General features: G+C 34.3%; 12 protein-coding genes. All 12 read left to right on the forward strand.

Features of this window, described 5'->3' with window-relative positions:
* Nucleotides 1-3: 3 nt before the first annotated feature.
* The 12 genes from C8D70_RS14010 to C8D70_RS14065 all read left to right on the forward strand — a co-directional run bounded on the left by C8D70_RS14010 (nucleotide 4) and on the right by C8D70_RS14065 (nucleotide 13,358).
* Complete coding sequence (locus tag C8D70_RS14010) at nucleotides 4-1,005, forward strand: glycosyltransferase family 2 protein (RefSeq protein WP_076595508.1); 1,002 nt, start codon at nucleotides 4-6, stop codon at nucleotides 1,003-1,005.
* Between the two features lie 108 nt (nucleotides 1,006-1,113).
* Nucleotides 1,114-2,232, forward strand: coding sequence for a glycosyltransferase family 4 protein (locus tag C8D70_RS14015; protein WP_076595509.1), 1,119 nt, complete (start codon nucleotides 1,114-1,116; stop codon nucleotides 2,230-2,232).
* A gap of 34 nt (nucleotides 2,233-2,266) precedes the next feature.
* The gene (locus C8D70_RS14020) at nucleotides 2,267-3,154 is read left to right on the forward strand and encodes a polysaccharide biosynthesis/export family protein (protein ID WP_110367705.1); all 888 of its coding nucleotides are present in this window, start codon (nucleotides 2,267-2,269) and stop codon (nucleotides 3,152-3,154) included.
* 2 nt (nucleotides 3,155-3,156) lie between these two features.
* Nucleotides 3,157-5,655 (forward strand): exopolysaccharide transport family protein, encoded by a 2,499-nt coding sequence (locus C8D70_RS14025; protein WP_110367706.1) that lies wholly within the window; start codon nucleotides 3,157-3,159, stop codon nucleotides 5,653-5,655.
* Between the two features lie 212 nt (nucleotides 5,656-5,867).
* Nucleotides 5,868-6,758: a DUF6089 family protein gene (locus C8D70_RS14030; protein WP_076595512.1), complete on the forward strand. Its 891-nt coding sequence runs from the start codon at nucleotides 5,868-5,870 to the stop codon at nucleotides 6,756-6,758.
* A gap of 1 nt (nucleotide 6,759) precedes the next feature.
* Complete coding sequence (locus C8D70_RS14035; RefSeq protein WP_076595513.1) at nucleotides 6,760-7,509, forward strand: isoprenyl transferase; 750 nt, start codon at nucleotides 6,760-6,762, stop codon at nucleotides 7,507-7,509.
* Nucleotides 7,510-7,537: 28 nt separating this feature from the next.
* Complete coding sequence (gene bamA / locus C8D70_RS14040; protein WP_076595528.1) at nucleotides 7,538-10,072, forward strand: outer membrane protein assembly factor BamA; 2,535 nt, start codon at nucleotides 7,538-7,540, stop codon at nucleotides 10,070-10,072.
* Nucleotides 10,073-10,080: 8 nt separating this feature from the next.
* Nucleotides 10,081-10,635, forward strand: coding sequence for an OmpH family outer membrane protein (locus C8D70_RS14045; RefSeq protein ID WP_076595529.1), 555 nt, complete (start codon nucleotides 10,081-10,083; stop codon nucleotides 10,633-10,635).
* A 65-nt stretch (nucleotides 10,636-10,700) separates the two neighbouring features.
* Nucleotides 10,701-11,204 (forward strand): OmpH family outer membrane protein, encoded by a 504-nt coding sequence (locus C8D70_RS14050; RefSeq protein ID WP_076595514.1) that lies wholly within the window; start codon nucleotides 10,701-10,703, stop codon nucleotides 11,202-11,204.
* 70 nt (nucleotides 11,205-11,274) lie between these two features.
* Entirely contained in the window at nucleotides 11,275-11,760 is a 486-nt protein-coding gene (locus tag C8D70_RS14055) for an acyl-CoA thioesterase (protein WP_076595515.1), read from the forward strand.
* 9 nt (nucleotides 11,761-11,769) lie between these two features.
* A complete protein-coding gene (gene rfbD / locus C8D70_RS14060; RefSeq protein WP_410493713.1) occupies nucleotides 11,770-12,666 on the forward strand; it encodes a dTDP-4-dehydrorhamnose reductase in 897 nt (298 codons plus the stop codon).
* 11 nt (nucleotides 12,667-12,677) lie between these two features.
* The gene (locus C8D70_RS14065; RefSeq protein ID WP_110367708.1) at nucleotides 12,678-13,358 is read left to right on the forward strand and encodes a hypothetical protein; all 681 of its coding nucleotides are present in this window, start codon (nucleotides 12,678-12,680) and stop codon (nucleotides 13,356-13,358) included.
* Nucleotides 13,359-13,826 lie beyond the last annotated feature (468 nt).

Here is a 13,826-nt window from a genome sequence, read left to right on the forward strand (position 1 = left end):
CATATGACACATGTTCCCTCAAAAGTATCTATTATTGTTCCTGTTTATAATGTCGAAAATTATTTGACAAAATGTCTTGACTCTCTGGTGAATCAGAGCCTTCAAAATATTGAAATTGTTGTTGTGAACGATGGAAGCAAGGATAACTCTAAACAAATAATTAAAGAATTTGCACAAAAATATCCGGAAAAAATAAGAGCTTTTACTAAAGAAAACGGAGGCTTGAGTGATGCCCGAAACTTTGGTATTGATAAATCTACTGGTGACTATATTGGTTTTGTAGACAGTGATGACTATGTTACTGAGACCATGTTTGAGGAAATGCTTCTCTTAGCAGAAAAACATCAGACAAAAATGGTGATCTGCAATATCCAGAAAGTGGATGAGAACGGAAAGGTTATCCAAAAACTGACACAGCTGCCTGATATGCCTGAGAAAATACTCCTTGAAAAAAAATTCTCAGTATTTTCTGATATCAGCTACTTTGCATGTAATAAGTTGTTCAAAAAAGAGCTTTTTAATCAAAAAAGATTTAAAAAAGGAGTTCATTTTGAAGATATTCAGCTTATTCCACAGCTTTTGCTGGAATGTGAAACCATTGCGCAGACTCAGAATTTCCACTATCAGTACCTTGAACGTACTGATTCTATTACAAAATCCCACACAGAAAAAGGGCTTGATATATTAAAAGCAGTGTGTGATGTGGAACAAATATTTAGTAAATCTCCCTATTCCCATAAAAAAGAAGAGTTGAAAAATTTTCAGATTTTTGAAGGGGTTTACTCATTTTTGGCCTATCTGGCCTTTGTGAAAAAAGAAGAAATATTTTATAGTATGTCGGATCAATTAGTTCTTTTTATGAAGGAAAGACAAATAAAAATTCAAGATATATTGAAGTATAGTCGTTTTGGTAAGAATTATCTTTTATCTTTGCCTTTGAAGAAAAAGATTTTTTATCTGTTGTTTTTTGCAGGACAGAAAAGGTTGATAAGAAAATTGATTTAGTAAACACAAATGTAAGTACTATTGTTTCGGTCAATAGAAGATGATAATGAAGTTAAGTCTGCATTGTGATTTTTTATTTAGGAGATACAAGTGCTGAATAAAAAAAGAATGAAAAATTTTGAATTGTTCTTAAGCGGATCGGGAATACCTATTTTCTATATAAAAATAGGGCTAGGTTTCGTGTTCTCGTTTTTAATTACATTTTTCTCTATTCCTACCATCGTCAAGATTTCACGAAGAAAGAATCTTATGGATGAGCCTGGAATAAGAAGCTCGCACCTTAGAGAAATTCCCAATCTTGGTGGAATTGCCATCTTTTATTCAATAGGAATATGTGCCTCTATTTTTGCCTATGAATTATTTGATCTTTACAAATTTTTATTTGCCTCATTAATTATCCTTCTCTATGTAGGCGTAATGGATGATATTGTAGTAATGAGGGCTTACAAAAAACTCGTTGCACAAATTGTTGTTTCTTCCCTGATTGTTATTGGCTCTGATATCAGAATCAGAAGCTTATTCGGAATCTTTGGAGTATACGAGCTGGAGTACTTTGTAAGTGTGATATTCAGTATCGTAACATTTATTATTCTGATTAATGCATTCAATCTGATTGACGGGATAGATGGGCTGGCAGGCGGTTATTCTGTGATCTGTAGCGCTCTGTTTGGAATAAGCTATTACCGTTTGGGAGAGTATAACTATCCGCTGGTGATATTATCCGTTGTTATTATCGGAACTGTACTGGCATTTTTGTATTATAATTTATCAAACTACCGTACCCGCAAAATATTTATGGGAGATACAGGCTCTATGCTCCTTGGTTTTTTATTAGCTTTTACATCTATTTGTTTTATAGATATTTTTATAGATAAAAATCTGATAGATGTACCTAGATATCACCTTCAGTCTGCTCCTGTAGTAGCGGTAGCCATTCTGATTCTTCCGATTGTAGATACTTTAAATGTAATTATGATCAGGCTTTATAATAAAAAATCTCCATTTGATGCCGATAAAAACCATATTCATCATAAATTGCTGAAATTGAACCTTACCCATAGGAGATCTACTTTCTATATTATCCTTTACTATCTGATGATTGTAGGAGTAGCTTATTATTTAAGACATATTAATGTCAATCTCTTATTATTGGTGATTATTTCAATAGGTTTTTTTGGCGCTTATTTGCCAGATTTGCTATATCGTTTAAGAAATAACAAAAATTAACAATTAAATATTACTTTTGTAAACAATATTATATATGATGAAAAACTTTAAATATTTATTTTTAATATTCCCTCTTTTAGTTACCTCATGTATTACGACAAAGGATGTAAGATATTTACAGCCAAGTGAGAGTCTCGTAATTAATGAGGAAGGTCTTGTTCCCTACAATATTCCCGTATATAGGATTACTAAAAATGATATCCTTAATCTTAACATTGTTACAACTCCCAAGGGAGATGCTGCACAGTTTTACTCTTCTTACAATTCCTCCGGGGGAATTGGAACCGGAAGTGTATCAAATTCTGGTCTATCAGGCGGAGGTATAGCAGGCGGAGGTGGAGTTGGAGGCAATTCCGGGGTAAGCAGAGGAGGAAATATGAATTTTTATTTTAACGGACTCAAAGTAGACTCCAATGGTGATATCAATGTTTTTGGAATTGGCTATGTAAAAGCGGAAGGGAGAACATTAGAAGATATTAGAAAAGAAATTCAGGAAAAAGTAAATGAAAATTTTCAGGAAGGTAAGTCTGAAGTACGTTTGAATACAGACGGTATCACCTATTATATTCTTGGCGATGTAGAAACTACAGGGCTTTCAGGAGAGAAAGTAGTTCATAAAAACACTCTTACCATTACTGAAGCTTTAGCTATTAATGGTGGGCTGAACAGAACGATCGATAAGAAAGAGATCGTTATCCACAGAAAACTTCCGGAAGGAATCAAAATTGCCAAAATAGACCTTACCCGGGAAGATCTTATGAACTCTCCTTTTTATTATGTTCAGAATGGTGATGAAATCTATCTGAATACAAGAGCAAAAAGCTTGAATGGATTCGGAAAAGATCCTATTCAGACTTTAACAACTGGAGTTTCGGTAATTACTACAGCATTGTCTATTTATTTACTTCTTAAAAATCTTTAGTCATGATTCCAGAAAGAGTAAACGCTGCAGAGAAAAATAATTCTCAGAAAGAAAAGTATGGATCATTTGCATTGTTTGATTTAGAGCACTTTTTAAGAAGGGTTCTTAAGAACTGGTATTGGTTTGTATTCATGTTTTTTATCGGCTATGCGATTGCATGGGTATACACTCATTACTATGCACAAAATATTTATGCATCAGACTTGTCATTAAGTACTTCCAGTAAAGGGTCTGAGTTTTTACCCACACAGGCTAATCAATCTATCAACTTCATTTGGGGAGATACCGGAAATCAGGATGGGCTTTATCTGAAGAAAATGCTTTTATCCAGATCACATAACGAATTTTTGGTAAAAGAACTGGATCTTTATGTCAATTATTCTACCAAAGGACTGATAAAATCTACTTACCTGGATAAAGATGATTCACCCGTTTTTCTTCAGATTGATAAAAACCATCTTCAACAGATTAATTATCCTATTACTCTGATACCCAAAGGAGATGGAGCGTATCAGGTGGTTTTACCCGAGGAAGGAGAATCTACAAACTTATATAATTATGAAGTTGAAGGTTTCCAGAATATCAGCGCATATAGCAGACCTGCTGATAAAATCATTAAAATCAATGAGTGGTACAATTCACCTAACCTGAGATTCAGACTGGTTAGAAATCCTGTTCCTTCTAAAATCAAGCTGGATAATATCATTGTAAATCTGAAGTCCATAAATGAGAGTGTGAATGAGATTGTTTCTACCACAGGTGTAGACTTTGATAAAGAAATAAGATCAATCATGATTATTACCAAAACAGGATATAATCTTAATAGTACAGTTAATTTCCTTAATAAATCTGTTGCAGAACTACAAAAAAAGAGATTGGCTGATAAAAATATAGTTAATAAGAACACAGACATTTTTTTAAAAGAAAATCTGGATAATATCCGTAAAAAGCTTGATTCAAGTGCTAATGTGCTGAATTATTTAAAAACCTCAGAAAAACTTTATAATATTAAAGACAGAGATGAAAAATCTCTTGAAAAAATAAAAGAACTGGAGGCTAAAAAAGCAGATATCATAAGCAAAATCAACTCACTTAACAATATAAAAAACACCCTGCAGTCTCAGAATTTTGATAAAATGATTGGAACCAATGCTGCAGGTTTTGAAGATGGAGTATTCTCAGCAACGGTTTCTGAACTGAAAGCTTTATATACTAAAAAAGCAGAAATGGCTACTATTTACAAGCCGTCATCAGAGCCAATGAGAGAAATCAACAGGCTTATTGATGAAGCAAGGATGGGATCATCAAACAGTTTAAGAGGATACTATAACAGATATTATGATGAGATCAGTAAAATTGATAGTGATATTTCAGGAGCCAACTCAGATTTAGCTTCTTACCCTGAAAAAGAAAGGAGATATTTAGATGCAGAGAGAGGATATAATATGATTGAGGCCACTTATAATAGTCTTTTGGGAAGACAAAGTGATACAAAGATGAGAATGGCTACCAATCAATCTGATATTACCGTGATTGACCCTGCTAAAAATCTGGGACAAAGACCTATAGGGCCGAATGTGAAGTTAGCGAAAATAGCTATTATCTCTGGATTGCTGCTGCTTCCTTTACTGTTCATCTTTGTGGGTGAAGTATTAGATAGTAAAATCAGAAATATTAAAGAGCTGTTAGGCGCTACGAAAATTCCACTTCTTGGAGTAATAGGAAATAACAGCAATGAAAATATGCTTACTGTTCTGGAGCAGCCAAAGTCATCTGTATCTGAGGCCTTCAGGGGAATAAGAGCCAATATGAGATTCTTAATGGATAATGAAAGTGAGAAAGGAAAAGTTATTTTGATTACATCCTCCATTGGAGGAGAAGGAAAAACTTATATTTCTATCAATTTGGCATCTGTAATAGGATTAAGTGACAAAAAAACAATATTATTAGGAATGGATCTTAGAAAGCCGAAAATATTTGGAGACTTTAAGATTGATAATAAATATGGTATATCAAATTATCTTACAGGAGAAGTAGGTATTGACCAGATTATTAACAAAACTAAGATCTCTAATCTTGATGTTGCTACTTCAGGTCCTATTCCGCCAAACCCGTCTGAACTTTTAATGAGCCAGAGAAATATCAGATTTATAGAAGAGCTTAAAGAAAAATATGATTTCATTATTATAGATTCACCACCTGTAGGTCTTGTGGCCGACTCATATGAGCTCATGAAGCATTCTGATGCTAATATTTATGTTGTAAGACATGAATATACAGAAAAGTATATGCTGAAAATGATTACTGAAAAGTATCACAATGACGAAGTTAATAATCTGGGACTTGTTTATAATGATTATAATACCAAACAGGGCTACGGATATGGCTACGGTTACGGATATGGTTATGGTTACGGATATTTTGATGAAGATAAAAACTATAAAGAGCCATTACTAATAAGGATCAGAAATAAAGTACAGGTATTATTCAATAAAAAATAAAGCATTAAACCCTCATTTAATGGGGGTTTTTCATGTGTAAAATATTTTCATTCTATGAAAAAAAGAATATTTTTGCCACTTTGCCGTTTACTTTATAACAAATTATGTTTTTTTGTTTATTTTTAACTAAACATTAAGATTATCATTAATATAAAAATGTTTTATATTTGCAAAAATTAAATTTTAAAATAACCATAAATCCATATTCTTTTATGAATAAAAAATTATTGTTTAGCTTCCTTGCCTTCCTTGGAGTGGTAAGTGTTAAAGCACAAAGAAACGAATTGGGAGTTCGTCTAGGTATGAGTAACCTAGTGGGAGATGTAGGAAGGACAAATTATATTTTACAGAAGCCGTTGGATTTAAGCAGAGTGTCAGATTGGGGCATCCCATTTTATGGTGGTTTATTATACAGATTTAATTTTAACCCGCATCAGACCGTTAGATTGGATTTAGGATATAACCAGATTCAGTTTAGTGATAAGGCGGCAAAAGAAGATTATAGAAGAAATAGAAACTCATACGGAAAAAATAATGTGTATGAGGCGAGTTTAATGTTTGAATATAACTTTTTTCCAGTAAATAACGAGCAGATCAGCATGCTGAGCCCTTACATCTTCGGAGGTATTGGTGCTTTGATGTTTGATGCTCCTAAAGCGACTCTTGTGAATGATTTCAGAAGGGATGCTGACGGTGTGGCGCAGGCTCCGGTCAATGAATTGGATTTTACAACCACCACAGATTATTCATTAGGAAAAAAAGTAACAATGCATATCCCTTTTGGGGTGGGTTTGAAGTATAAATTCAACCATACCTGGGCTATATTTGCAGAAGCTACGTTCAGATATACATTAACGGACCAGCTGGATCATAGTAAGATCCTTTCCAAAGATGTAAAAACTTCTTTCAATGCTGATATTTTGGACCCTGCTACAGGTGGTTCATTATTACAGTCAGGAAATTATTATGCGGTTTCTAAAGAAAGAGAAGCAGAGTTTATTAAAAAGAGAAATATTGGAGATGGAAGATCCAACGACTGGATAAATACATTCAGTTTAGGACTTACATATTCGTTCGGAAGACCTCCGTGTTATTGTGAATAATATGTCGTTGATTAAAGAAAAAATAAATTCTGAGAATTTACCAAAACACGTAGCCATCATTATGGATGGCAATGGAAGATGGGCAAAATCTCGTGGCGAAGAAAGAACTTTCGGTCACAAAAATGCCATTAATGCAGTAAGAAATGCCATTAATGCATGTAATGAGATTAATATCCCCTATTTAACACTGTATACATTCTCTTCGGAAAACTGGAACCGTCCAAGTGAAGAAGTGAATACCCTTATGAATCTGTTGGTAGAGACCTTGCTGCTGGAAGCAGAAGAAATCTTCAGCAAAGGATTGAGAATGCATGTTATAGGGAATCTTGAGAAACTGCCTGTATTAGTAAAAGAACAGTTGGAACGTGTGGTAGAGCTTACAAAAGAAAACACAAAAGGAAACCTTGTATTGGCTATTAGCTATGGCTCGCAAAATGAAATACTGGAAGCCGTAAAAAATATAAGTTCTGATGTAAAAGAAGGAAAAGTAGAGATAGAAAATATAAACGAAAGTTTATTCGAAAACTATCTTTATACAAAAGATTTTCCTCCTGTAGATTTACTGATCAGAACCAGCGGCGAAATAAGGATAAGCAACTTCCTGCTTTGGCAGATTGCTTATGCAGAATTACAGTTTTTAAATGTTCTGTGGCCGGATTTCACCAAAGATATTTTTTTCCAATGTATTGTTGATTATCAAAACAAGGAAAGAAGATATGGTTTAACCGGTGAACAGGTAAATGGCCAATAAAATTTTAAGAAAAGAAAGACTCGATAAAATGAAGTTTAGACTATTACCCATCATTATGTTTGCTGCTTCTGCACATTTTTATGGACAAGTAACTCCACAAGACAGCACAAAAGTAAATAATGCTGTACACGCAGAAAATGAGGCAGGAACTTATACACTTAAAGACATTGTTGTAGATGGGGTAAAAAAATATACACCAGCTCAGATCTTAAGATTTACCGGCCTTACAAAAGGAGAAAGTGTAGACATTCCGGGACAGAAAATCAGCAATGCTGTAAAAAAACTTTGGGATACCCAATCTTTTTCTGAAGTGGAAGTTTATGTTCAAAGCATTGAAGGACAGACGATCGTTCTGAAATTTTACCTGCAGGATCTGAAAGAACTTGGAGAAGTTAAATTTTCAGGAAAAGGAATCGGTAAATCTAAAAGTGAAAAACTGGCAAAGGATAACAACCTTAAACCAGGAACTAAGATTACTCAGAACTTAGTTTCAAGCCTTAAAACCAATGTCCCTAAAGACTACATCAAAAAAGGTTTTGCTGATGCAAAGATCACGATTCAGGATAAAGTGAATGCAGGAGATCCTGCGTTAGTAGACTGGACCATCAATGTCGATAAAGGTAAAAGAATTAAAATAGACCATATTGAATTTGAAGGGAATGAAAATGTAACCGACAGAAAACTTAGAAATAAAGCTTTCAAAGAAACTAAACAAAAACGTTTCGGTATCGGTGGAATATTGAAGTCCTCAAAATTCATTGAAGATAAATATCAGGAAGATAAGCAGAGTCTTATCAGTTATTACAACTCCCTTGGATACAGAGACGCTAAAATTGTTTCAGATTCTGTATGGAGAAACAAAAGAAATAACTACGAAATCAATGTAAAACTTAATGAAGGTAAAAAATATTATATCGGGGATGTTACGTTCACGGGGAATACAGTTTACTCTACAGAATATTTACAAAGATTATTAGGATATAAGAAAGGTGATATTTACGATGCTGTAGGTTTCAACAAAAAAGTTGGTGAAGACGGAGGTAAAGAAGATGATTCAGATATCAAATCTGTTTATATGAACAATGGATATCTTTTCTCTAATGTAACACCTGTTGAAAAATCAGTGTCTGGTGATGCCGTAAACCTTGAAATAAGAATTAATGAAGGAGAACAGGCTACCTGGAATAAAGTAACATGGCAGGGAAATACGACAACCCATGACCACGTGATTCTTAGAGCTCTAAGAACAAAGCCGGGAGAGCTATTCAAGAAAACAGAAATTAAGAGAACCTATTTCGATTTGGCAGGGATGTCATTCTTTGACCCTCAGCAAATCGGGCAGGATATTCAGCCAAATCAGGTGGATAATACCGTAGATATCAACTGGAAGCTTGTAGAAAAAGGATCTTCACAGGTTCAGTTACAGGCAGGTTACGGTGGGAACAGCTTTATCGGTACTTTAGGATTAACATTTAATAACTTTTCGTTAAAGAATTTCCTTAAGTTTAAAGATTTCAAACCGGTACCTCAGGGAGACGGACAAACGTTTTCTATTCAGGTACAGGCCGGACAATACTTCCAGAATTACGGAGTGTCATTCTCAGAACCTTGGCTATTTGGTACAAGACCAACAGCCCTTTCTGTAAGTTTGAATAACTCAAGAGTAAGATATACAGATCAGTACGGAGCCGCTCAGAAGTTAAATATCTTCTCCGCTTCAGTAGGATTAAACAGACTCTTAAACTGGCCTGATGATTATTTCTCACTTTACACTGGTTTACAGTTCCAGAAGTATGACTTCAATAACTATCCGTTTCAGTTTGGAGATACCACAGAAAATAATGGGACTGCCAATAACTTCAGTATCAACCTGGGACTGAGCAGAAACTCAGCAGGTATTGACCCTATTTTCCCAACAATGGGATCCAATATTGAACTTTCAGCAAAACTGACTCCTCCATACTCATTGTTTAAGAAGAAAGATTACTCCACAATGTCACCAATTGACAAATATAAGTGGATGGAATTCTATAAGATTAAATTCAAAGCAGATGTGTACAATGAGATCATAGGAAAACTTGTCTTGAGATCTTCTGCAGAAATGGGATTCATGGATGGATATAACAACCAGTTGGGTGCTCCGCCATTTGAAAGATTCTATATGGGAGGTACAGGTCTTTTCGGAGGTCGATATGACGGTAGAGAATTGATTCCTTTAAGAGGATATGAAAATGCCAGTACAGAAGGAGGTCAGGCTGATGATATTACTCAAAGAGGAGGAGGTACTATCTATAACAGATTTACTTTAGAACTAAGATACCCGATCTCAATGAGCCAGACGGCAAAAATCTACGCTTTGACATTCGCTGAAGGTGGTAACGTATGGAATTCATGGAGTTCTTACAGCCCATTCCAGTTGAAAAGATCAGTCGGAATTGGTGTAAGAGTTTATATGGGGGCATTTGGATTGATCGGATTCGACTTTGCACTAGGTCTTGATAAGACAATTTCAGGTGATAAGTCCGGATGGAGAAACCACTTCTTGATGAACCAAACATTATAATTACAAAGATGAAGCACTTTAAAATAATTTTCACATTCGCATTACTCTTACTTTTCGGCTTGAACAATGCCCAGAAAATCGGAGTAGTGGATACTAATGAAATTTTAAATAAATTACCTCAGTACAAAGAAGCTGAAGCAAGATTAAATTCTCAGATCGATACCTGGGAATCTGAACTTCAAAGCCTTCAATCTGAATATGAAAGAAAAAAGGCTGCTTTTGAAAGTGAAAAAGTTTTATTAATAGGCGACCAGCTTAAGCTTAGAGAAAAAGAAGTTGCCGATCTTGATAAAAATATCAAAACAACAACAAGTTTGCGCTTTGGAGCTAACGGTGAAATTACAAAACTGAGAACAAACCTGGTTCAGCCTTTTCAGGATCAGATCTGGGGTGCCATCAAAACAATGTCCGAAAAAAATGGCTTGGGCATAGTTCTTGATAAAAGCAATAACATTAGTGTTATTTTCCTTCAGTCAAAATATGATTACACCGAAAAAGTATTGTCTATTTTATTAAAAGGAACAGACAAGAAGGAAAAAACAAATAGTAAAGGCAAAAAATAATAAGGGAATTAACTTTTGCTATATTTTAAAATCTAAAAACAAATTAAATTATTTATTTACCAGTTATGAAAAAATTAAGTGTATTATTTGCAGCAGTAATGATGGTTGTATCTGTAGGTATGGCAAAAGCTCAAAAAATTGCTACTTTAGATGTAATGGGAGTTCTTAACGCAATGCCGGAGAAAAAGAAAGCAGATGCTGATCTTAAAACATTCTTAGATACTAAACAAGCTGAGATTAAGAAAAAAGCGGACGCAGCTCAAACTAAATATCAGCAATACCAAACTGAAGCTCCTAAGAAAACAGCTGATGAAAACAACGCTAGAGAAGCAGAAATGAAAAAATTAGCTGAAGAAATCCAGCAAATGCAGGAAAAAGCTCAAAAAGATCTACAGGCTAAGCAAGATGTAGCTTTCGGTCCTATTGAGAAAAAGCTAAATGAAGCAGTAGAAAAAGTTGCTAAAGCTAGCGGATATGATTATATTATGGATGCAAACTCAACAGCATTCCTTTATAAAGCAGGACCAGACGCAACAGCAGCTGTGAAGAAAGAATTGGGAATTCAATAATTTCAGCAAATTAACAAAGATTTATAAAACTAACCACCTCTTTTAGAGGTGGTTTTTTTATTTTTGCGGAATGGAAAAAGAAGTATCAACTACCGTCAAAGTTAGGTTTAGTGATTGTGATCCGATCGGACACTTGAATAATGTAAAATATCTTGAGTATATGTTCAATGCCAGAGAAGATCATGTAGAGACGTTTTATGGGTTTACCTATGAAGAATATACCAAGAAAACCGGCTGTACCTGGATTGCCATTCAAAATGAAATAGCCTATTTGAAAGAAGTAAGATATAATACACAGGTAGTGATCAGCAGCAAGACTATCGATGTACAGGATAGAACGGCAAAAGTCGAAATTTTAATGAAAAGTCTGGATGAGAAAACGGTTCATGCCGTACTTTGGGTGACTATTATTTATTTTAATGTCAAAACAAGAAAATCTGAAGTTCATCCCGAAGATATCAAAGAAATTTTTGATAAATTTTATGTGGATCTTATCCAAAAAGACTTCCAGTCAAGAGTGAAGTTCTTAAGATCTCAGAATGCCAAAAACTCTTAATTCCATCTTATGGAAGAGTCCAATTTAAAAATTAATAATAATCAAATGAAAAAAATAGCAGTAATAGGTAGTAACGGACAATTAGGAAACTGCATAAAAAAGATTGCCCCTGATTTTGAACATCTATATGAATTCTTATTTACAGATTCATCTATTTTAGATGTTACCAATCAAGAGCAGGTGAATGATTTCTTTTATGATAATAAACCTGATTATTGCATCAATGCCTCTGCATACACCGCAGTTGATATGGCAGAAAAGGAAAAAGAAAAAGCCTTTGCTGTTAATGCAGATGGAGTAGCTTACCTCGCTCAGGCTTGCGCAGATTTTAAATCTTTTCTGGTCCATATTTCTACAGATTACGTTTTTGATGGCACCACAAATCTTCCCTATTCTGAAGACGATTTTACCAATCCCATAGGTGTATATGGAGCATCAAAAAGAGAAGGAGAGGAGCTTGCTCTGGAAATCAATCCAAAAACAATCATCCTGAGAACTTCATGGCTGTATTCTGAGTTTAATAAGAACTTTGTGAAAACAATGTTGAATCTTTTCTCTCAGAAAGAAGAGTTGGGAATCGTTGCTGACCAGTTTGGACAACCAACCAATGCAAACGATTTAGCAGAAGCTATTATGAAGATTATCGAAGCGCCACAGAAAACGTATGGCATTTTCCATTTCTCAAACTATCCGGAGACAAACTGGTTTGAGTTTGCCAAAAAAATTGCAGAATTTTCAAAATCACCAATAAAATTAAATCCATTAAACACTGAACAGTACCCAACTCCTGCCAAAAGACCTGTAAGAAGTACCATGTCTTTGGATAAAATAGAGAACGTTTACAAAATAGAACCCAAACATTGGGAAAACAGTCTTGAAGAATGTGTTGATATTCTTTCACACTAATACTATTATATATGAAGAATATTGCAATCCTCTTTTCCGTATTATGTATCCAGCTGTGGAGTGCACAGAATGTTTATATGACCAGAGTTGAAAAAACAAATGACAACTCAGATAAGTTCTTCTTCAGAAAAGAAGCTGCCGTTGCAGATGCTGTCTATTTAGGAGAGGTGGAAGTACAGGGTTTTTCAAAAGATGATGCACTCGTATTTTCCCTGGTATATAAAAAAGCAAAAGAGATTGGTGCCAATACATTTGAATTAAAACCTTTCGAAAATGTTGATGGAACCCCTCAGTCATTTAATGCTGCCAATTATAAAATCGCCTTATATTACACACCTAAAGAAAAGTTAAATGCTAAACATGGGGAGATGTATATATTTGCCTCCTCTGAAAAAGAACAGAAAATAAGCATTAACCGTAAAGATTACACTGTCGCTCCAAGATCTTTTTTAAAATTAAAAGTTATTCCAGGAGAAGTTTATACAATTTCAACCAGAAAACTATTGGGTTCTACAGTAAAAATTCAGCCAAAAGCTGATGATGACAATGTTTACTTCCAGATTTCATCTTTAAAAGTGAAACCGGATCACTCTGGGGTGGGAGGCTTAAACCTTAAATCAGGAGATATTATCGGTCTGGAAAAATCCTATGCAGAATTTTTGAGCGCTATCTATACAGAAAGTAAACTATAAAAACTAGCTATAATAAGCATATTGCTGATTTTTCTTTATATGAATTCTGATTTGAGAATTTTTGTTTAAAATTTTTCTCACTGCTATCCAGCTGTTTAGGTTTAAATATTACGAAACGGTAAAATTTATGTTAACTAAACTTGTTTTGCGTTGTAATAAGTTATTATCTTTGCCCCACTGAAAACGAGAGATAATCAGTAGCGCAGAAGAGCCTTTAGATGGGCATAAACGATATTACTTCCAAAAGAGACAAGCGAAAAAAAAAACTTCAAAACTTTTTGAGAAAAAAGTTTTGAAGTTTAAAAATAGTTAGTATCTTTGCAGTCCCAATTATAGGGAGCGCAGGAGTAGAGAGATTGAAGGTTTGAGAAGGGTTAAGGTTACTTAAAAAACTTTAAAATTTTCTTCAGAAACATTTGGTCATTAAAAAATAAAGTTTTACTTTTGCACTCGCAAATACGGAGCGAC

Origin of the sequence: Chryseobacterium sp. CBTAP 102, assembly GCF_003201365.1 — a bacterium.
GTDB classification, from domain to species: Bacteria; Bacteroidota; Bacteroidia; order Flavobacteriales; family Weeksellaceae; genus Chryseobacterium; species Chryseobacterium candidae.

Bases quoted from the DNA above. Each gene is read 5' to 3' on its own strand.
- C8D70_RS14010 (WP_076595508.1), top strand. From the start codon at position 4: ATGACACATGTTCCCTCAAAAGTATCTATTATTGTTCCTGTTTATAAT.
- C8D70_RS14015 (WP_076595509.1), top strand. From the start codon at position 1,114: ATGAAAAATTTTGAATTGTTCTTAAGCGGATCGGGAATACCTATTTTC.
- C8D70_RS14020 (WP_110367705.1), top strand. From the start codon at position 2,267: ATGATGAAAAACTTTAAATATTTATTTTTAATATTCCCTCTTTTAGTT.
- C8D70_RS14025 (WP_110367706.1), top strand. From the start codon at position 3,157: ATGATTCCAGAAAGAGTAAACGCTGCAGAGAAAAATAATTCTCAGAAA.
- C8D70_RS14030 (WP_076595512.1), top strand. From the start codon at position 5,868: ATGAATAAAAAATTATTGTTTAGCTTCCTTGCCTTCCTTGGAGTGGTA.
- C8D70_RS14035 (WP_076595513.1), top strand. From the start codon at position 6,760: ATGTCGTTGATTAAAGAAAAAATAAATTCTGAGAATTTACCAAAACAC.
- bamA (WP_076595528.1), top strand. From the start codon at position 7,538: ATGAAGTTTAGACTATTACCCATCATTATGTTTGCTGCTTCTGCACAT.
- C8D70_RS14045 (WP_076595529.1), top strand. From the start codon at position 10,081: ATGAAGCACTTTAAAATAATTTTCACATTCGCATTACTCTTACTTTTC.
- C8D70_RS14050 (WP_076595514.1), top strand. From the start codon at position 10,701: ATGAAAAAATTAAGTGTATTATTTGCAGCAGTAATGATGGTTGTATCT.
- C8D70_RS14055 (WP_076595515.1), top strand. From the start codon at position 11,275: ATGGAAAAAGAAGTATCAACTACCGTCAAAGTTAGGTTTAGTGATTGT.
- rfbD (WP_410493713.1), top strand. From the start codon at position 11,770: ATGGAAGAGTCCAATTTAAAAATTAATAATAATCAAATGAAAAAAATA.
- C8D70_RS14065 (WP_110367708.1), top strand. From the start codon at position 12,678: ATGAAGAATATTGCAATCCTCTTTTCCGTATTATGTATCCAGCTGTGG.